The 19,109-nt window shown below is 40.4% G+C and carries 18 protein-coding genes and 1 pseudogene; 14 read left to right on the forward strand and 5 right to left on the reverse strand.

Annotated elements, in window-relative coordinates; genetic code table 11:
- The first annotated feature begins 7 nt into the window (after positions 1 to 7).
- On the forward strand, positions 8 to 2,140 hold the full coding sequence (locus tag MTBMA_RS03690) for a DEAD/DEAH box helicase (RefSeq protein ID WP_013295570.1): 2,133 nt from the start codon (positions 8 to 10) through the stop codon (positions 2,138 to 2,140).
- A 34-nt stretch (positions 2,141 to 2,174) separates the two neighbouring features.
- On the opposite strand, the gene MTBMA_RS03695 is transcribed toward MTBMA_RS03690, so the two are convergent.
- Positions 2,175 to 2,414, reverse strand: a complete 240-nt coding sequence (locus MTBMA_RS03695) for a type II toxin-antitoxin system HicB family antitoxin (RefSeq protein ID WP_013295571.1) — start codon at positions 2,412 to 2,414, stop codon at positions 2,175 to 2,177.
- Positions 2,415 to 2,548: 134 nt separating this feature from the next.
- Between MTBMA_RS03695 and MTBMA_RS03700 the strand changes: the two genes are divergently transcribed.
- Both MTBMA_RS03700 and MTBMA_RS03705 read left to right on the forward strand, forming a co-directional pair.
- Positions 2,549 to 3,004 carry a MarR family transcriptional regulator gene (locus MTBMA_RS03700; protein WP_013295572.1) on the forward strand — a complete coding sequence of 152 codons (456 nt, stop codon included), beginning with the start codon at positions 2,549 to 2,551 and terminating at the stop codon, positions 3,002 to 3,004.
- The gene (locus tag MTBMA_RS03705; protein WP_013295573.1) at positions 2,988 to 4,340 is read left to right on the forward strand and encodes an MATE family efflux transporter; all 1,353 of its coding nucleotides are present in this window, start codon (positions 2,988 to 2,990) and stop codon (positions 4,338 to 4,340) included. The genes MTBMA_RS03700 and MTBMA_RS03705 overlap by 17 nt, the downstream gene beginning before the upstream one ends.
- Positions 4,341 to 4,394: 54 nt before the next feature.
- Here the strand turns inward: MTBMA_RS03705 and MTBMA_RS03710 are convergent, their stop codons facing one another.
- Both MTBMA_RS03710 and MTBMA_RS03715 read right to left on the reverse strand, forming a co-directional pair.
- Positions 4,395 to 4,691: a DUF3467 domain-containing protein gene (locus MTBMA_RS03710; protein ID WP_013295574.1), complete on the reverse strand. Its 297-nt coding sequence runs from the start codon at positions 4,689 to 4,691 to the stop codon at positions 4,395 to 4,397.
- A gap of 10 nt (positions 4,692 to 4,701) precedes the next feature.
- Positions 4,702 to 5,100, reverse strand: a complete 399-nt coding sequence (locus MTBMA_RS03715) for a winged helix-turn-helix domain-containing protein (protein ID WP_013295575.1) — start codon at positions 5,098 to 5,100, stop codon at positions 4,702 to 4,704.
- Positions 5,101 to 5,245: 145 nt separating this feature from the next.
- Between MTBMA_RS03715 and MTBMA_RS03720 the strand changes: the two genes are divergently transcribed.
- Positions 5,246 to 5,572, forward strand: coding sequence for a hypothetical protein (locus tag MTBMA_RS03720; protein ID WP_048175224.1), 327 nt, complete (start codon positions 5,246 to 5,248; stop codon positions 5,570 to 5,572).
- Between the two features lie 73 nt (positions 5,573 to 5,645).
- On the opposite strand, the gene MTBMA_RS03725 is transcribed toward MTBMA_RS03720, so the two are convergent.
- Positions 5,646 to 6,203 (reverse strand): hypothetical protein, encoded by a 558-nt coding sequence (locus MTBMA_RS03725; protein ID WP_013295577.1) that lies wholly within the window; start codon positions 6,201 to 6,203, stop codon positions 5,646 to 5,648.
- Between the two features lie 128 nt (positions 6,204 to 6,331).
- On the opposite strand from MTBMA_RS03725, the gene arsB reads away from it, so the two are divergent.
- A complete protein-coding gene (gene arsB, locus MTBMA_RS03730; RefSeq protein ID WP_013295578.1) occupies positions 6,332 to 7,366 on the forward strand; it encodes an ACR3 family arsenite efflux transporter in 1,035 nt (344 codons plus the stop codon).
- Between the two features lie 41 nt (positions 7,367 to 7,407).
- Here arsB and MTBMA_RS03735 read toward each other — a convergent pair whose 3' ends face one another.
- On the reverse strand, positions 7,408 to 8,571 hold the full coding sequence (locus MTBMA_RS03735) for a D-glucuronyl C5-epimerase family protein (RefSeq protein WP_083772486.1): 1,164 nt from the start codon (positions 8,569 to 8,571) through the stop codon (positions 7,408 to 7,410).
- A 194-nt stretch (positions 8,572 to 8,765) separates the two neighbouring features.
- Between MTBMA_RS03735 and MTBMA_RS03740 the strand changes: the two genes are divergently transcribed.
- The 9 genes and pseudogenes from MTBMA_RS03740 to MTBMA_RS03785 all read left to right on the forward strand — a co-directional run bounded on the left by MTBMA_RS03740 (position 8,766) and on the right by MTBMA_RS03785 (position 19,057).
- Complete coding sequence (locus MTBMA_RS03740) at positions 8,766 to 9,425, forward strand: glycosyltransferase family 2 protein (protein ID WP_148215545.1); 660 nt, start codon at positions 8,766 to 8,768, stop codon at positions 9,423 to 9,425.
- A 4-nt stretch (positions 9,426 to 9,429) separates the two neighbouring features.
- Positions 9,430 to 10,443 carry a glycosyltransferase family 2 protein gene (locus tag MTBMA_RS03745; RefSeq protein ID WP_013295581.1) on the forward strand — a complete coding sequence of 338 codons (1,014 nt, stop codon included), beginning with the start codon at positions 9,430 to 9,432 and terminating at the stop codon, positions 10,441 to 10,443.
- Positions 10,443 to 11,612, forward strand: coding sequence for a glycosyltransferase family 4 protein (locus MTBMA_RS03750; RefSeq protein WP_013295582.1), 1,170 nt, complete (start codon positions 10,443 to 10,445; stop codon positions 11,610 to 11,612). Before MTBMA_RS03745 ends, MTBMA_RS03750 begins: the two co-directional genes overlap by 1 nt.
- Before the next feature lie 15 nt (positions 11,613 to 11,627).
- On the forward strand, positions 11,628 to 12,626 hold the full coding sequence (locus MTBMA_RS03755) for a glycosyltransferase family 4 protein (RefSeq protein ID WP_013295583.1): 999 nt from the start codon (positions 11,628 to 11,630) through the stop codon (positions 12,624 to 12,626).
- A complete protein-coding gene (locus MTBMA_RS03760; RefSeq protein ID WP_013295584.1) occupies positions 12,610 to 13,554 on the forward strand; it encodes a class I SAM-dependent methyltransferase in 945 nt (314 codons plus the stop codon). The genes MTBMA_RS03755 and MTBMA_RS03760 overlap by 17 nt, the downstream gene beginning before the upstream one ends.
- On the forward strand, positions 13,547 to 14,191 hold the full coding sequence (locus MTBMA_RS03765) for a dTMP kinase (protein WP_013295585.1): 645 nt from the start codon (positions 13,547 to 13,549) through the stop codon (positions 14,189 to 14,191). The genes MTBMA_RS03760 and MTBMA_RS03765 overlap by 8 nt, the downstream gene beginning before the upstream one ends.
- Before the next feature lie 34 nt (positions 14,192 to 14,225).
- Positions 14,226 to 15,682: pseudogene (locus MTBMA_RS09195) on the forward strand (alkaline phosphatase family protein).
- Complete coding sequence (locus MTBMA_RS03780) at positions 15,654 to 16,832, forward strand: glycosyltransferase family 4 protein (RefSeq protein ID WP_048901190.1); 1,179 nt, start codon at positions 15,654 to 15,656, stop codon at positions 16,830 to 16,832. Before MTBMA_RS09195 ends, MTBMA_RS03780 begins: the two are co-directional and overlap by 29 nt.
- A gap of 113 nt (positions 16,833 to 16,945) precedes the next feature.
- Positions 16,946 to 19,057 carry a DUF2206 domain-containing protein gene (locus tag MTBMA_RS03785; RefSeq protein ID WP_013295589.1) on the forward strand — a complete coding sequence of 704 codons (2,112 nt, stop codon included), beginning with the start codon at positions 16,946 to 16,948 and terminating at the stop codon, positions 19,055 to 19,057.
- The last annotated feature ends 52 nt before the right edge of the window (positions 19,058 to 19,109 follow it).

Genomic DNA, 19,109 nt, shown 5'->3' on the forward strand with positions numbered 1-19,109 from the left:
TAATCTGATGTCCTCCGAATCACTCAACCCCCGCCTCAGGCACTTCCTCGCCAACAGGCTGGGATGGAGGAGCCTGAGGGAGGTGCAGAAATCCGCCATTGAAGCCATAGGGAGGGGGGAGGACACCCTCATAGTTGCACCCACAGCCTCTGGTAAGACCGAGGCAGCCATGATACCTGTCTTCAACTCCATACTCACAGAGGGCCTCCCACCTGTCAGTCTGCTCTATGTCTCACCCCTCAAGGCACTCATAAATGACATGCACAGCAGACTGGAGTACTGGGGCAACCACTTCAACCTTGAGGTCATGAAGTGGCACGGGGATGTCCCGCCAGACACCAAGCGGAGGTTCATCAGGAACCCCGCGGACATCCTCCTAATAACACCAGAGTCCCTTGAGGTCATCATGGTGAACAGGAGCCGGGATGAGAGGGAGAGGATCTTCAGAAACCTCCGCTACATCATAGTGGATGAGATCCACTACTTCATAGAGTCAGACAGGGGTGTCCAGCTGAACTCCCTCCTTGCAAGGCTTGAGAGGTACACCGCTGTGAGGCCCCAGAGGATAGGGCTCTCTGCGACGGTTGGAAACCCCGAAGACGTCCTTGAGTGGATGAGCCCCTCGGGGGTTGTTGTAAAGGAGAGCTCTGATAGGAGACTCCAGTACAGGATATTCTCTGGTGGAGAAGCGGGGGTCATTGATGTTTTAAGGAGGTTAACCGGCAGGAAGGTCCTCATCTTCGTCCCATCAAGGAGGGAGGCCGAGAGGTACTACAACATCATAAGAAGGTGCCTGGATGTGGACGTCTTCATACACCACTCCTCCCTGAACAGGGAGTCACGGGAGGAGGCAGAGGAGAAATTCAAATCCATCTCAGCGGCCTTCATGGTGAGCACCAGTACACTGGAGCTTGGTATAGATGTGGGTGACATCGACGTGGTGGTACACCTGCGGAGTCCAACAACCGTGAACCAGTTCCTCCAGAGGACAGGGAGGAGCGGCAGGAGGAGCGGCAACCAGAGGACCATCATATTCCATGAGGGTGAGGTGCTCCTCGCCCTCTCGGTTGTCTCACTGGCACTTTCAGGTAAACTTGAAATGCTCAGGATACCCAGAAGGCCCCTTGACATATACTTCCACCAGATCCTGAGTTCGGTGTTTGAGATTGAAAAACCGGGGCCCGCCGAGATATACAGGGGCCTGGGGAGGGCCCATGTATTCTCTGATATAAATCAAGGGGACTTCAGGCACCTCCTTGAATTCATGGGTGAGAGTGATTTTATAAGGAAGCACGGGACCTACCTCTACCATGGCTTCAACTTTGAGAAGGTCTTCGGTAAGATGAACTTCCTGGAGTTCTACTCTGTTTTCTACCCCACCTATGAGTTCACTGTTAAGCACGGCACAAAGACAATAGGAACCCTTGACGCATTCTTCGCTGTAACATACCTTGAGGAGGGGAGGGGCTTCGTGCTTGGTGGTGAAAACTGGATTGTGAGGGAGATAGACCATGAAAAATTCATAGTTAAGGTTAAGCCCTGCTCACGGAAGGCCAGTATTCCTGACTGGAGTGGTGGCGGTGCCCCTGTGAGCTTTGAGGTTGCAAGGCACGCCTATGACATCCTCCTTGGAAAATTCAACCGGGACCTCCTCAAGTGGCTAGATGACGCATCAAGGGAGAGGGTCCTATCTGAGATGGCAAGGGCCTCTGCCGCAGGTTTAACCAGGGATGTTATCCCTGTGAGTGTCGGGTCGGATGTGGAGATCCACACCTTTGGAGGGGAGAGGGTTAACGGCCTCATCTCTGATATATTCAGGATGGAGCATGATGCATACCGTGTCAGGGATGATGCCTTCGCGGCGCGCTTCAGCGCAAAGGTAGACTACGATGACGTGGTATCTACTCTGAATGAGATCCCATCCATCATCTCTGAGGAGGACTTCCCCCTCAGGCTCCATGACAGGCTTGACAGGATGGTTAAGAACAAGTTCATAGAGCACCTCCCGGAGGATGTGGCGGCCCATATAAAGTACAGCCTCCTCTACAGGCCGGATGAGCTCATGGGGCTGCTTGAGGCCAGCAGACCTGTTGAGGTGGAGGGTTTCAGGATTCAGGTTTTTCATGGTTCTAAGAAATAGACATTCATGTGAATCAGAGTCTAATGATGTGTGATTAGCTTCTTATGATAAAATGTTCCTCTTTTTCAGGTACAGTGTAACTGCTTATAAGGTCCTGATACATTTCAAGAACATCCTCGTCGCTAAGGAAGAGTTCAAGCGCCTCCCGGATGTTCTCAAGAGCAATTTCTTTGCTTATACCCTGACTGGCTATGTTAAAGGGCTCACATATCGCCACGAACAGGTTTCCCTCTTTTTCAATCTTTACTGGAAGCTCAAGTTTAACTGAGGCCATCCCATCTCACCTGCAGTTCAAAGATGGGCATATGATATGATTAATGCTTATGTTGCAGCTGCAACAGTTGCCATGACAACATTTATATGGTGCCATCCAGATAACTTCAGCATCAGAACATTGAGGATGAAGTGATGATCGACAGTGACATACCATTCAGGGGGCTCCTATCAATCATACTCAGAAGCCACCGTGTATTTGTGGCAAGGGAGTTATCCAGCCTGAAACTCACAGATGCCCAGGTGGCCTGCCTCTTCAGGATCCACAGGCAACCAGGGGTTACCCAGGATGAACTCTCCTGGTTCTTCCAGGTGGACAAGGGCACCATAGCCAGGATCACAAGGCGACTGGAGGAGCGGGGACTCATCATGAGAAAACAGGACCCCCAGAACAGGAGGAGGTACATGCTTAGCCTCACAGCTCAGGGAGAGGAACTCATACCCCTCATAAGGAAGGTTGAGGACAGGTGGACGGACCTCCTCTTTGAGAACCTCACAGATGAGGAGAGGGATACTCTAATGGAAATGTGCAGGAGACTCGCAGAGGATGCAATGAAAATAAGGGGAGTGGAAGATGACAGAGGGCGTTAAGATAATGAGGGGGGACCCGAGGAGGGCCCTCCTGAAACTCTCAGGACCAATGATAATCGCGATGCTGCTCACATCCATCTACAACCTGGTGGACGCCATATGGGTGGCTGGCCTCGGTGGCGAGGCACTGGCAGCCATAGGGTTCGTGACACCCCTCTACATGATACTGGTGGGGCTATCCAATGGCCTCGGGGCCGGGGCGGCATCATCGGTCTCAAGGTACCTTGGTGCAGGTGACCCCGAGGGCGTCAACAACAGCGCAACCCACACGGTTATAATAACAGCTGCTGTTTCAGTTATCATCACGGTGATCCTTGAACTCCTCCTCGGCGACATACTCCTCTCCCTCGGGGCGGGGGAGGCCCTCGAACCAGCGTTCCAGTACGGTAGCGTGGTATTCGCGGGTACCATATTCACACTCTTCACAGGGGCCGCCTACGGGATACTCAGATCCGAGGGTGATGCAAAGAGGCCAATGTATGCCATGGGAATCTCAGCGGTCCTCAACATGGTCCTTGACCCCCTCCTCATATACACGGCAGGGTGGGGTATAGCAGGTGCGGCCTGGGCCACGGTGATATCCCAGCTTGTGGTCTCACTCGTTGTACTCTACTGGTTCCTGGGGGGAGGGACCTACACATCCATCGGGATGAAGCACTTCAGACCCGACCGTGGGGTTGCACTCTCAATACTCTCTGTTACTGTACCTGCAAGTGCAGAGTTCTTTGTCATGTCCCTGGTAACAGCGGTACTCAACGGGATACTCACGGCAGTGGGGGGTACCAGTGCAGTTGCAGTGTACTCTGCCGGGTGGAGGATAGTCATGCTGGCAATCGTCCCGGTGATATCGGTTGCAACTGCCCTTGTGAGTGTCTCAGGGGTTGCCTATGGTTCAAGGAACTTCAGGAACCTTGAGGTGGTCCACGGTTACTCCATAAGGCTGGGGCTTGTAATAGCCGCTGCCACGGCCCTTCTGACATTCATACTTGCCCCATGGATCTCATGGGTATTCTCCTACTCCCAGGCATCTGCGGACCTGGCACCAAGGATAACCTGGTTCCTGAGGGTCATCTGCCTCTTCTACCTCTTCCTACCACCGGGTATAATGTCAGGGTCCATCTTCCAGGGGGCCGGGAGGGGACTCACATCCCTCGCACTTTCGGTTATAAGGCAGGTCCTCCTTGTTGCTGTATTCGCCTACCTCCTTGGTGTGATCCTGGGATTCGGTGAGGTTGGAGTCTGGTGGGGTGTGGTTGCAGGTGACATCGGGGGGAGCCTCATAGCCTACCTCTGGGCAAGGCTCTTTATAGGGAGGCTCAGGAGGTACGGGGACTGATTCCCCCTTTATGAACCCATCATGGTGATCATGGAGTCTGGCATCAAGCCTCTTCTAGGGCTGCGGCCCCTTGGAGTGGTGGGCCCTGATTTTCCCGAAGGTCCTCTCGTATTCCTCAACCTGCTCCATGAGCCACACTGCAAGTTCCTTCGCTGTTTCCGGTGACATCCTCACCTCATTCTCCACGACCCGGCAGGCACTGATCTTCGAGATTTCTGTTTCCTCGTCCCTGGGGAATAGCTCCTCAGAGAAGAGGAGGACGCGGAATTCATTTGATGAAAACCCCCCAAGAGCACCTGTTATGTAGATGGTATTGAGTTTTGAGGATATCACAATGGGGACTTCAACCACATTTCCCACCCTACCCGGTTGATGAGATGGTCAGTGTGTGTTTTCCTGACTCATTAAGGCTGTAATGTGCAGGGGACATTCTTCCGGCAGTTGTCCCCATGGGTTCTTCATTCATTTTCCCGGTAATCTCATCGATTTTCCTGATATACTCCTCACTTTCAAGGATTGCAAGGCACACGGCCCTCCTATCATCCATCTTCAGTCTGTAGGCTGCAGCCTTTCCCTCCCTCTTTTCAAGTAATCCAATCTCCATGAGTTCATTCACATGGTTGTAGACGGTCTTTTCGGTCGCGTCAATCATCCTTGCGATCTCCGGGACCTTCAGGTAGTGGCCCCAGTTTTCCAGGAGCTCCTCAAGTATGGATACTCTGTTTGTATCCCCGAATATTTCCCTGAGCACACAGGTCACTGAAAATCACCTTCAGTAATTTATTTTCAATTTATCATTCACTACACATATATCACGGAATTTATGTATAAATTTATCTAAATTTATTTCATTTACTGAAACCAATATTCAGAACACATACGATAATATATATACATATTGAATTATGATAACAGTCCTCATGGATGAGGTTGAGCTGATTATAGATTCAATGGATCCTGCTGAAAGGGAGGTCATGACCGTTGTGGGCCGTATAGGTGGATCCGCCAACAGGAACTTCACAAGACAGACAATCAGGAAGAAGCTGAGGGATGATACACTTCCTGAGGCCGATAGGGCAATTGATTCACTGAGGAGAAAGGGTCTTATAAGGTATTACAGAAAACCAGACAATTTTGCAACTACAAAGCTCGGATTTCTGGTTGCAAGGAAACTCAAAGAAGAATTTCAGAGGCGAAACTTTCCGGATATGCGTATTCTGCTGTTATTCTAATTAAAGTGTTATTTTATGGGATTTCAGTATGGGACTTGTAGCCCTCAAAAAAATGAATGTTTAGGGGAGGACCCTATTCACTGATGGATGGACCTTTCATCTTCTTCCTTATGTAGACCGCCAGGAGACCACCCACGAATGCTGCAAGCACCAGTGAAATGACCATGAGTATCCCTGATATGAGCTGGAGGTAGTCTGCTGGTGCGTATGTGGGTTCAGATGCCAGTCCAATGGGTGCTGCTGTACCTGTCATGTCCCCGCCGGTGTCAGGGAATATCTGTGATATGGCCATGAGGGCCATCATGCCACCGGTGGTTGTTGCCATTAGACCAAGCACACCGATGGTGAGGTAGATGAGTACCAGGAACCCTGAGTTTACCAGGGATTCACCGTAGGTTTCAGCACCCAGACCCGCAACAAAGGATTCCACAAAGAGGAAGACAAATGCCACAATGAATACGAAGAATATTGGGTCCACAGATCCACCCATGAGGGCACCGCCAAGGAGTACTGCAGTTAGTGTCCCGGCAACTGCACCCACAAGTATCCCGAATACCGAGCTTAAAACATTCAGCTTACTGTTCAGCCACTTCAGCAGTGGTTCACCATTTGTATTTACATTTAGTCTCAAATTTACCACCATAAACACTTAATAATTACATTCATGTTTTTTACTTCATAAAAACCTTTCCGGTTCATGGGAAACTACTAATAATAAATCAACATATCTGAATTTACTGATATGTAACCGGTGATACCATGGAAAGTGAAGAGATGGGAATATTCGAAAGGTACCTCACAGTCTGGGTGATACTCTGCATAATCACAGGGGTGGGAATCGGACAGTTCATACCAGCCTTCCCGGCCCTCCTCAACAGGTTACAGTACGCCCAGGTATCACTGCCTGTGGCTGTGCTGATATGGCTCATGATATACCCCATGATGCTCAGGATAGACTTCTCAAGCATAATACGGGCCACCAGGGAAATCAAAGGGCTTGCAGTTACCTGCGGGACCAACTGGCTCATAAAACCATTCACCATGTACATTGTAGCATCATTCTTCCTCCTCGGAGTTTTCTCAAATCTGATACCACCTGAACTCGGGAGGGAATACCTTGCAGGCGCGGTACTCCTTGGGGCAGCACCATGCACGGCAATGGTATTCGTCTGGAGCAGCCTCACACGGGGTGACCCGGCCTACACACTGGTGCAGGTGGCTGTGAATGACATAATACTCCTCTTCGCCTACGCCCCCATAGTGGCCTTCCTCCTGGGGATAGGTAACATCCAGGTACCCTACGACACCCTCATACTCTCGGTAGTGCTCTTTGTGGTGGTACCGCTACTTGCAGGCTACTTCACAAGGAGGAGGCTAATCACCTCAAGGGGGCCAGAGTACTTCCAGGAGTTCCTGGGGAAATTCGAGAACATAACGGTCATGGGACTCCTACTCACCCTCATCATAATATTCTCATTCCAGGGGAGGGTCATAATTGAGAACCCCCTCCACATTTGCCTGATCGCAGTACCACTCATAATACAGACCTTCCTGATCTTCACGGTGGCCTACCTCTGGGCCCGCATCTGGAGGCTGAGGCATGCGGTGGCTGCACCGGCAGCCCTCATAGGTGCAAGCAACTTCTTTGAACTGGCGGTTGCGGTGGCCATATCACTCTTCGGCCTCCAGTCAGGGGCGGCCCTCGCCACGGTTGTCGGGGTCCTGGTGGAGGTCCCGGTTATGCTCACACTTGTGAGGATAGCCAATGCAACCCGTGACAGGTTCCCTGCCTGAAAAAATTAATTTTTATGGGAAGGTTCTAAAGATGATCTTTTTCAGATCCTCTCGGGTCTGAGTCCCTTCCTTTTGAGGTAACGGTTCCACCTTAAGGCAATGCTGCGGTAGTAGCTGTCCCCTGTTGCTTTCCAGACCCTGTTTGCAAGCTGTACGTGGAGTCTGTGGTAGCCCTCACTGGCCAGCCATGCCGGCCTGTAGTACCTGCCGCTCACAGCATAATATGTCCACCGCCCACTGTCGAACCTCCAGTTCATCCTCCTGAAGGTTGATACGCCATTTCGGAATAGGTTAAGCGCTCTTGAGTTTCCTGTGTACCTGTGGACGTTGTTGATTCCCAATGTGCAGATTAGGTGGGCGTTGAGGATGTAGTGTTCCCTCAGGAAGTTGTAGTGGAGGTAGAAGTTACCGTATTTCGTGGTTTTCACAAGGTTTGTTGGGGCATAAAAACTGTTTATGAGGGAATTTGAAATGTCAAGGTACTCCCTTTTACCTGTGAGGTTGTATGCCCTGGCGTAATGGCCTGCAAGGTTTCCCTGGGCGAAGCTGTCAAGCCAGCCGGTACCTGAGCCATGGTAGTCAAAGTACATGGGGAATACCGCGTAGCGCATACCCCTGTACGTCCTGAAACTTACTGTGAGTTTCTGCTCATCCAGCACTTCAAGGAAGTCTGTGGTGTTCCTGCAGCCACCTGCAAGGTTGGATGTTGTTACAGGGTAAATGTGCCATCCCCTGTTTTTGTAGTAGACAAAGGGCAGGCTGCTCTTGAACTCCGGGACAGGCATGTTCCTGAACTGGCAGGCCCTGCTGTTGAATACAATCACTATCGTATCTGATGGTGAAAGTTTCCTGGAGTAGTAGGCGTTATTGGCCTGTATAGTCTTGATCTCCATGATCTTCTCATCGCTCCTCAGGGCCCTCTTACTTTTGATGCCTGAGAAGATTTTAACGGCATACCCCGCATCTATGTATGCCTGATAGTACCTTCTATCACCTGTTGAGGTGTAACGTGTATAAAGGTGGTTCCTTATCCTCGTGTTATTTTTAACGGCCCCCTTGAGGAGTTCCTGGTAATTGTCCAGGTAGTATGAGCGGTTAAGGTGGTCAGGTGTCCCGTTGCAGTCTGTGGTGTTATCCACTGCATGGGATGGGTTGCATGCGAGGATGAAAATTAAGCCAAGGATCACTGGAAAAACCCTTTTCATGAATATTGCCATTTATGGTTTGGTGGGTTTGAATATAAAATAATGTGGATTACACATATAACTGTCTCAAAAACTTTTTATAATAGAAAAGTCCATATTATAGAAAAATTATTCACACTTGTAATTATGGTGTTGCAATGTTGATATCAGTATTACCACCATGTGGGGTGTCCTAACTGGATGATGTAACCTTCATGATACCGGCCTACAATGAGGAGGAGTCCATAGGGGCACTTCTTGACAGGATAATGATGCTCTATCCTGACGCCGAGATCATCGTTGTTGATAATAACTCCTCTGACAGGACCGCTGAGATTGCAGCATCACGTGGTGTCAGGGTCATCTTTGAAGGGAGGCAGGGGAAGACAAATGCCATGCTCGCAGCCTTCATGAATGTGAGGACGGAGTATGCCATCATGATGGACGCCGACTGCACCTACCCACCCGAGGACTCGGCGCACCTGATAGATGTGCTCAAGGGCAGGGGGGCTGATGTGGTCCTCGGTTCAAGGCTGAAGGGGGACGTGGAGGATGGTGCAATATCCCGCCTCAACAGGATCGGGAACCGTATACTGAGCCTCACCGCCACAATCCTGTACCATCCCGTGAGTGATGTCTGCACGGGGCACTGGGCCTTCAGGAGGAGGGCGATAGATTACCTCGTGGATGTGGGGCTGAGGTATCCTGGATTCGAACTGGAGGCTGAGATGTTCTCAAAACTTGCAAGGTCAGACCTGAGGATAGTTGAGGTCCCCATCTCCTACAGAAGGAGGTCCGATGAACCCAAGCTTTCATCACTGAGTGACGGCTTCAAAATCTTCAGGACGCTTTTGATGGGCAGATTAAAAGGGTGATGACTTGGATTTAAACAAAAAGGCCAGTGTAATAATTGTTACCTATAACCACCGTGAATATATAGAAAACTGTGTTAAATCTGTCCTCTCAAATAACCCATTAGAGATTATTGTGGTTGATAATGGATCAACAGATGGAACTCTTGAAATTTTGGAAAACATGAGTGAAGTCAGGGTGGTCACTGGTCATGGAAATGTGGGGTATGGTGCGGGTAACAATATTGGTGTAAGGGTGGCAAGGGGAGAGTATGTTGTTATTCTGAATCCAGATACTATTGTGGAAGAGGACTGGCTATTTAATCTTATAGCTCCCCTTGTTAATTGCAAGAAACTGGTAACTACCCCCAAAGTTCTTCTTTATGATGGCTCAAGGATAAACAGTTGTGGACTTATAGTTCATTTCACGGGATTAGGTTTCACAAGAGGATTCAAAGATAATCCTGCCGTTTTTGATGCCCCTGAATATTTAAATGGAGTTTTTGGATGTTGTTTCGCAATGAGAAAGAGGGAATTTATAGAATTAGGCGGATTTGATGAGAGTATATTAGTATATGGTGAGGACACAGAGTTTTCGTGGAGAATAATGGTAAATGGGTTTAAAATATTATTTGTTCCAAATTCTGTGGTAAAACATGATTATGTGTTGGAAGTTCCGCCAAGAAAGATATACCATCTGGAAAAGGCCAGATATATTATATTAAAAAAATATTTCTCCTTAAAGGATTTGTTCATGATTCTTCCTTCTTTATTACTGGTTGAATTCTTAACCTTTGGCTATTCTATTAAATTTGGACTAAGAGGCCTTGAATATAAATTAATGGCTCTTAGAAATGCTTTAGTTATTAAAACTGATGATTATAATTGTAAAAATAATTTGTTTTTGACCTTTGACTCTGTTATTCCCGTTGACCAGCTTACAAGCAATTATGTGGAAAAAATCATTAAAATTGGTTTTAATAAAATTTTTCAATTGAACTTAGCTTTAGCACGGAGAATTAGGAATTTTGGAGGAATTTAGTGAAGATATTGAATCTTTCTCCTTATTGGGTGTATCCGGCAAATACTGGCGGATCTCTAAGGATCTATAATTTAAATAAGGAGATTTCAAGGGTATTTGAAATCACACAGCATTCTTTTAGACCAAGAATTAGCTCAGGTTATATCTTTAGGAGTAGGACTATAAAGATTAATGACAATTATTTTGAACACCAACATTCAAATAAAATGATGTTGGCTAGTTCATTTCTTTTATATAAACTACATCTTCCTCCTGATGTTTTACAGTCGAAGATTTTGAGTATAAATAAATTTTTCTTAAATAAAAAATTTTTAAGAGGAGACATAATTCAAATAGAACATCCATGGTTATTTGAATTTGCCCGTAATTATTTTAAAGACAAACCACTGGTATTTGTTGCTCACAATGTAGAAACTAGGCTTATAAGTGATTTAATTTTTAAAAGGGCTCCTTTTTTCAAGAGATTAATCCCTAAATTTCAAGAAATTGAAATAAAGGCGGCTAGAGAATGTGAACTTATTTTTACAGTTTCTAAATTAGACTTAGAATTCTTTAGAAAATATAAAATAGAAAAAAGGAAAATGCATGTCATTCCTAATGGTGTGGATTGTGGTAAATATGAAATAACAGAGTCACATGAAAAAAATTTATACAAAAGAAAATTAGGATTTCCCCTCAAAAAAATTGTTTTGTTTGTAGGAAGTGATCATTACCCTAATCGAGAAGCAGTAAAGTTCATAAAGAAATTTGCAGAAGACAATAAAGATTTGTTATTTTTAGTTGTTGGTGAAGTAGGCAGAAACCTGCAAAGTAATCATAACATTATATTTACGGGACCTGTAAAGAATTTGATGCCCTACCTCAAGGCTTCTGATATTGCAATTAATCCTCTTTTGTCGGGTAGCGGTACAAATTTAAAAATGTTGGAATATTTAGCTTCTGGTTTGCCTACAATAACAACGGAAATTGGTAATAGAGGATTCAATTTTAAACATGATAAAGAGGTTATAGTTTCTGAAATAGATCAATTTACAGATTATTTGAACCAACTCAAGGACGAAACCTCAATTTGTGAGAATCTCATCATTAACGGCAGAAAAAAAGTAGAAAAAGAATATGACTGGAAAGTTATAGCCCAAAAAGCAGTGAAATGTTACAATAAACTGTAGGGGAGGTGATCTGTTTTGAAAATTTGTATTATAGGGGATATCAAAGGCAATAAAGATGAAGGTATGAGAAATATAGCTTATAACATATATTATGGTTTAATAAAGAAGGGACACGATATCATAGTTTTAAATCCTAAAAGCGCGTTTTATTTGTCTTTTTGGATTGAAATTAAAAATTTTAAGCCTGATATAATACACTATATTGCAGGCCCTACTATTTTAAGTTTTATCATTTCAAAGGCTCTTAAAATCTTTTTTAAGAATACTAAGGTTATCATTTCGATGATTCACCCAAAATTTTTATTTTCAAGGCATTTAGTTTCATTTTTGAAGCCTGATATGATGTTAGTTCAATCTTATAAGACGGAAAAATTTTGTAAAGAATTAAAGTGTGATTATTCTTTTTTGCCTAATGGGGTGGATCACCAAAGATTTAAACCGTTTAAAAAAACTCAAAAAGAAAAAATTAGAAGTAAATATAATATTCCGAATGAAAAATTTGTAGTTTTACATGTTGGCAATTTTCGAGAAGGTAGGAATTTAGCAATTCTGAAGGAATTGATGCAGGAAGATACAGAGGTACTAATTGTAGGTAGTACTACTATAAAAAAGGAGATGAAAGCTTATAATGAATTGAAGAAACTTGGGTTTAAAATAATAGATGAATATATTCATAATATAGAAGAGATATATGGTCTTGCTGATTGCTATGTTTTTCCAACCTTTAGTGAAAATTATTGTGTAGAAATGCCACTCTCTGTTATGGAAGCAATGTCTTGTAATCTACCTGTGATAACGACAAGATTTAGAGCTCTTCCAAGAATTTTTGAAGAGGGTGATGGCTTATTTTTTGTAGATAATGAAGATGAGATATTTGAAAAGATAGAAGAATTAAAATCAAATGATAAATTAAAGGTAGAAACACGTAAAAAGGTTTTAAAATATTCTTGGACAAATGTGGTTAATCAATTAACAGCAATTTATTCGAGGGTAAATGATGAATCCCAAAATTGAACATGTATTTGTCTGTCCTGATTGTAAAATAAGGTTAATAAAATCACAAAGATGTTTTAAATGTCCAAAATGTGATTATGAATATACGATAATTAATAAAATACCTGTTATAATAAAAGAGAGTTCTTTAGATCCTTTTAAAAAAGGCGAAAGTGAGTTTCATACACTAATAGCCAAAAATGCAGATGATGCACATGCTTTAGATTCCTTGAGAGTTAAATATCTCCACGACGATTTTCTAAATCATATAAGGTCATTACCACAATCATCAACAATTTTGGATGCATGTTGTGGTTCTGGTGAAGATATCCTAGCTTTATCGAAGGAAAATTATAGGGTTTTCGGTGTAGACATATCTTATGGAATGATAGAGGTAACCTACAACAAACTTATAAAACACGGAATTAATCCCAGATTAGCCGTTGCTGATGTGGAAAATCTTCCTTTCAAGTCGGATTTTTTTGATGTAATTTACATTTGTGGAGCATTACACCATACAAATCCTAAAAAGACTCTACTAGAATTTAAAAGATGTTTAAAAAAAGAGGGTATCATAGTGGTAGGTTCTGAGCCGAATTCTTGGCAATATAAGTTTAAGAGCTTAAAAAAATCAAAACTGGGCATGAGAATCATTAAAATTTTCAGAAATGATTATACTGTTGATAAGAATTCTCCTGGAGATGAAAAAACAAAAGGTTTTAGTAAGGAATATTTTGAAAGTATTTCTGATGAATTAGATCTTGAGATTATTTCAATTAAACCTATCTGGTTTTTCAATGGATTTTTAAGTCTTCTAAAACTCAGACCTCCAAAAAAAATTGAAAAAGGTTTTATATTAATAGATAAAATTTTGAGTAAGACACCTCTCATAAATAAATATGCTTGGAAATGGAATTTAGTACTTAAACTGAGGTCTGAAAGTGAATAAGGGTAAATTAGTATGTTTAATGGGTATAGATGGATCAGGTAAAACAACGATAGCAAGGTTATTTAAAGAAAGGCTACAAGAGATGAATAGAATCAAGGTAGAGTACGTTTGGTGTAAATTTGGTTATTACAGTCCATTATTGCGAAAATTATTTTGTTTTATAGGGATTATAGGCAAACCCGATAAACTAAGAGGGTTGAATTCGATCTCGGGCAATAATTTTAAAAATAAAATTGTTTACAATTTATATTTGTATTTCTTATTAATGACGCATTATTTGACCATATTAAATGTTAGAATTTCTCTTTCGTTGGGAAAGACTGTAATTTGTGATCGATATCTTCCAGATACCCTCGTAGATTTAGTCTTGGAGTTTAATCAGACCTATGAAGATGCAAACAAGTTGTTAAAAAAGTTATATTTCACGCCAAAGCCAGATTTACTTTTTTATATTAGACTTCCATCAAAAATCGCTTATGAAAGAAAAAAAGAGAACTCCCTGGACTATTTAAATAGAAAAGTTAAGATTTATGACATTTACTCTTCTAAAAATGAAGTTGTGGTTTTAGATGGCACAAAAAATCCAAATGAACTTTTAAACGAAATTCAATTTTATTTTATCAACAAAAGTGGTTAAAATGGGTAAGGTACTTATAATTGGTATAGATGGTATGGATTCCGAATTAATTTCTAAATTTGAAGAGGATCTACCCACAATTTGTAAATTAAAAGATGATGGAATATACCTTAATCCAAAAACGATTTTTCCGCCAGACTCAGATACGTCTTGGGCCAGCATATATACAGGATTAAATCCAGCAAAACATGGTATAGTACATTTCGTAGATGCTCTTGAAAAATCACATAAATATTTGTCAGAGGAAATTGATAACAAGACTATACGTGGGAAAACATTCTGGGATATTGCAGGAGACCATGGAAAGAAAGTATGTATTCTTTTACCTCATGTGGGGTATCCTGTGTGGCCCGTGAATGGTATTATGGTTGGAAGATCGTCTTTAAAGGACGAAATAATGACTTATCCAGATGGGTTATTTAATGAACATGATTTATCTCAGTTAAATACCATAAAAAAGTTTCCAGGAAGGAAAAAGTTTTCAGAAGAATATATAAATAAACACATTGAACTTGTTGAAAATTCTATGAGATTTGGGCTTGAAATCTATAAGAAAGAGAATTGGGATCTTTTTTTATATATTCATCAACACTGGATGTTGTACCTCATTTCTTTTGGAATTGTTGTGATGAAAATGATCCCACATATTTAGGTGATAATCCATATAAAAATTTGATTAGAGATCTTTATGTGCTTCATGATAAATTTATAAGTGAATTTGTTTCACTGGCGGATTCGGATACTACTATTATAATTCATAGTGATCATGGACATGGAATGCGTCCTATTAAAATGTTAAATGTAAACAAGATTTTAAGAGAAATGGGTCTTTTGTTTGAAAAAAAGGAGAACAAAGCTCAATTTTTACATTTTTTAGACAAAATAAAATTTAAAGCGCTGGATTTCATAGGCAAAAATGACTTAGAAAATATAGCGGCGAAATTGATTCAATTATTTCCTTTTTTTAGGAAAATTTATACTTCTCCGCCTTCTATAGATTGGAATAAAACTATTGCATACACATGTGATCTCTCAGGAATTAAGGCATATTCTTATGGTGGAATCCAATTAAATCAAAAAAACATACTTGACGAGACACATCATGAAAAAATTTGTAAAAAGATAATATCAGAGCTCATGAACGTTAAAGATCCTGTCAGTGGTCAAAAGATTGTTAAATGGGCTTGTATGAAAGAGGATGTTTATGAAGGGGAATTTTTAGAGGATTATCCGGATATATTATTCTTATTAGATGAGAACTATGGTGCAGGCTGGGAAATTCACGGACCTCTTTTTGGTGAATCTCCTTCCCATAATATAAATCCTGGTAGCCATAAAACTGAATCTGCAGTGTTTATTATGTATAATTATAATAAGACTATAAAAAAGAAGGATTTATCATTACTGGACATCGCACCAACGGTTTTAGATATCTTGGAGGTTAAAGGGAATTTTGAATTTGATGGTAAAAGTATTTTTGAGAGGGAATAAGGTGGAGCAAAAAATTCATGCAAATGTAGCGTTACTTTTATTTCCATGGGCTTCAGAGGCACCTTATATATTCGTGTCTGATATACTAAAAATAATTACCCCCATTTCTGGAAACATATATGTTATAACTGGTCATGAAGAAAGAATTAAATATGAAAATGAGAATGTTAATGTTCTGCCAGTTAAATTAAGTGTTCACTATGCAAAATTAAAAAACCCATTATGGTTTTCATACATATGGTGGATATTAAAATGTCTTTTAATCCAGTTAAACATGGGCTTTAACCTGCTTAAAGTGTCAAGAAGTGTTGATATCATCATTTACATGGCGTATCCCTTTAATTTATTACCTTTAATAATTGGAAAAATTTGCAGGAAAAAGAATGTTGAACTAGTGATAAGGTCTAAGGAAAAACATCACAACAGGTTATTGAATATTTTTCTACAGATTAACAACATCTTAGATTTTAGATTAATGGATGGAATATCTCCTGAATCAAAGTCTATCATAAAAGACTTAGGTTTAGATAAGTATTCTGAAAAAATAGTGGGTGAATGCAGTAGATTTGTTAAAGTTGATAAAAATGTAAATTTAAAAGAGAGAAAAAATGTTGTAGGATTTATTGGACGTTTGAGAAAAGAAAAAGGAATAATTGAATTTATTAAATCGATTCCAATAATCCTAGAAAAAAGAAAGGACATCGAATTTTTGATTGTGGGCGATGGGGATCTGTCTGACTGGGTTGAATCAGAAGTAAATGCTATCAAAAAAATCCACAATGTTAATATAAGATTTTTAGGATGGGTTTCAAGGGAAGACATATATGATGTTCTGAGTTCAATAAAATTACTTGTACTTCCTACTCATGCAGAAGGACTTCCAACAATTATTCTAGAAGCAATGGCTACTGGTACTCCAATATTAACAACAAATGTTGGCGGCATTCCTGACGTGATAGTTGATGGAAAGACGGGTTATATTCTAAAAAATAATTCACCTAACCATATTTCTAAATGTGTCTTAGATGCTCTAGAAGATCCAAATTTAGAAAAGATAGTAGAGAATTCCAGACGAATTGTGAAAAAGAAATTCACATATGAAAGTGCAGTTAAAAGGTGGGAAAAAATTTTTAAAACAGTATTAGAATAAAGTTTTCATGATTTTGTCTGCTAATGTTATACTAAGAGGCAAAAATCTTGTTAAGTCAACATTGGAATGTGAAAAGTACCGTTAGTCAAGTTCAATAAATAAAGGTGCAATCTATGATAAATATTTTCACAATGAATGACATCGATATAAAAAGCTTTCTACGGGTTGTTGCAGGAATTCAAATCTCGATGTTAGCTCTTATATATTTGGATATAAATGGAGTTCATATTCCTCTTTTAAGAGAGTTTATAGGTTTTTTATACCTTACATATTTACCTGGAGTTATCATACTCAGAATTTTAAATCTACATGAGCTCGGAAATATTAAAACAGTCTTATATTCTTTTGGATTGAGTATTGCAACTTTGATGTTCCTTGGATTTTTCATGAACGCATTCTTTCCACTTTTTGGAATTCTAAAGCCTATTTCATTGCCATATCTGCTAATTACTATAAGTCTCTTTGTTCTAGTTTCATGTTTGTTAAGTTATATAAAAGACAAAGACTTTTCTAACCCCCATTTTGTGAACATCCAACATATAATGTCTCAAAAAGCAATCTTTTTATTATGTTCAGTCCCATTTTTAGCGATTTTAGGAACATATGTAATGAACTTCTATAATGAAAATCTTTTTTCATTGATTTTCATAGGTTCAGTTATTATAATCTTATTTTTGGCTATTTCTGGTAAAATGCCAAATGAATTGCATCCTTTTGCGATTTTTATAGTTTCAATTTCCCTTTTATACCACACTACATTAATTTCGAATTATATATGGGGTTGGGATGTTCATTATGAATATTATCTTGCTAATCTGGTGATAAAGGATTCTTTTTGGAATCCAAAGATTGCCCACACATATAATGCAATGTTAAGTATTGTAATGCTCTCGCCAATTTACTCGGAAATAATGGGTATAAATCTGATATGGGTATTTAAAATTATTTATCCTTTTTTGTTTTCGTTAGTACCTGTTGGATTATACTTAGTTTTCTACAAATTTTTGAGGGAAAGTAAAATTGCATTTTTATCGACCTTTTTTTTTGTTTCTATTTTTACATTTTATATGGAATTACCATACCTCTGCAGGCAACAAATTGCAGAATTATTTTTTGTCCTAATCATGTTGCTAATGATTGATGATACTCTGAAAAAACGAAAAAGGACGATCCTTTTTATAATATTTGCATTTTCGCTTGCATTATCTCATTATTCTCTTTCCTATCTTTTCATAATTTTCAGCAGTTGCGTTTTCTTTGTATCATTTTTATTAAATAAATTTAGTAATAAAAAATTTGAATTAAAAACAATCACTTCATCTTTTATTTTATTATTCTTAGTATTTTCTCTAACCTGGTATATGTATATATCAAGTTCATACACCTTTGATATTATAATACAGATTGGAAACCATATAATTAATAGTATTTTCACCGACTTTTTGAACCCTGAAAAGGTCGAGGGGTTGAGACTAGCACTTAGTGAAGGCCGACCAACTTTATTAAGTATTGTTCACAGGGCACTTAATTATGCAAATCAATTTTTTATAATTTTAGGCTTTGCAACTGTCATATTATACAAAAAACTAAAAGTTGATGAAGAATATATTTTATTTTCTGGCTTAAGTTTACTCTTGTTAATTGTTGGGATTTCAGTACCCTTTTTTGCGAGTTCCATATCCATGTCAAGACTATATCATATAACTCTATTTTTCTTGGCACCATTCTGTATAGTGGGGGGATATGTATTAATTAGGAAGTTTTTAACAAACAAAAAGAGCACAATAAAAGTGTTAGCTGTGTATTTCGCCATATTTTTTCTGTTTCAAAGTGGTTTTACCTATGAATTGTTTGAAGGTCAATCACACTCAATTGCATTAGATAGTAGTAAAGATTATCCAGTATATAATCAGAGGGAAATTTCTGGCGCTAAATGGCTAGCTAAATTGAATGAAAATAAAATGATAATCGTCGATGATTATCGATATCCATTGTTGACAGGTATTGAAGAAAAGGAAAAAATCGGCAATTTTCCTTTGAAAACCTCCGAAATTCCACAAGATTCCTATTTATATTTTGGGGCCTTTAACATAAAGAAGGGCGAAATACTTGTCGGAGAATACATGAGTCAAAGATTTGTTAAAGAAAGATACCTTAGATTGGCTGAAACTATTGTTAATAGAGATAAAATTTATGATAACGGCGGCGCATCGATTTATTATTAGGTTTATTATTAGAATACTAACTCTAAATGTAATTAAGTATCTGATAAAGTGT

The sequence above is a fragment of the Methanothermobacter marburgensis str. Marburg genome (assembly GCF_000145295.1).
Lineage (GTDB): Archaea > Methanobacteriota > Methanobacteria > Methanobacteriales > Methanothermobacteraceae > Methanothermobacter > Methanothermobacter marburgensis.

What these genes read in the sequence shown, in the direction of transcription:
- MTBMA_RS03690 (WP_013295570.1), top strand. Translation starts at nt 8, where the DNA reads ATGTCCTCCGAATCACTCAACCCCCGCCTCAGGCACTTCCTCGCCAAC.
- MTBMA_RS03695 (WP_013295571.1), bottom strand. Translation starts at nt 2,414, where the DNA reads ATGGCCTCAGTTAAACTTGAGCTTCCAGTAAAGATTGAAAAAGAGGGA.
- MTBMA_RS03700 (WP_013295572.1), top strand. Translation starts at nt 2,549, where the DNA reads ATGATCGACAGTGACATACCATTCAGGGGGCTCCTATCAATCATACTC.
- MTBMA_RS03705 (WP_013295573.1), top strand. Translation starts at nt 2,988, where the DNA reads ATGACAGAGGGCGTTAAGATAATGAGGGGGGACCCGAGGAGGGCCCTC.
- MTBMA_RS03720 (WP_048175224.1), top strand. Translation starts at nt 5,246, where the DNA reads ATGATAACAGTCCTCATGGATGAGGTTGAGCTGATTATAGATTCAATG.
- arsB (WP_013295578.1), top strand. Translation starts at nt 6,332, where the DNA reads ATGGAAAGTGAAGAGATGGGAATATTCGAAAGGTACCTCACAGTCTGG.
- MTBMA_RS03735 (WP_083772486.1), bottom strand. Translation starts at nt 8,571, where the DNA reads ATGAAAAGGGTTTTTCCAGTGATCCTTGGCTTAATTTTCATCCTCGCA.
- MTBMA_RS03740 (WP_148215545.1), top strand. Translation starts at nt 8,766, where the DNA reads ATGATACCGGCCTACAATGAGGAGGAGTCCATAGGGGCACTTCTTGAC.
- MTBMA_RS03760 (WP_013295584.1), top strand. Translation starts at nt 12,610, where the DNA reads ATGAATCCCAAAATTGAACATGTATTTGTCTGTCCTGATTGTAAAATA.
- MTBMA_RS03780 (WP_048901190.1), top strand. Translation starts at nt 15,654, where the DNA reads ATGGTAAAAGTATTTTTGAGAGGGAATAAGGTGGAGCAAAAAATTCAT.
- MTBMA_RS03785 (WP_013295589.1), top strand. Translation starts at nt 16,946, where the DNA reads ATGATAAATATTTTCACAATGAATGACATCGATATAAAAAGCTTTCTA.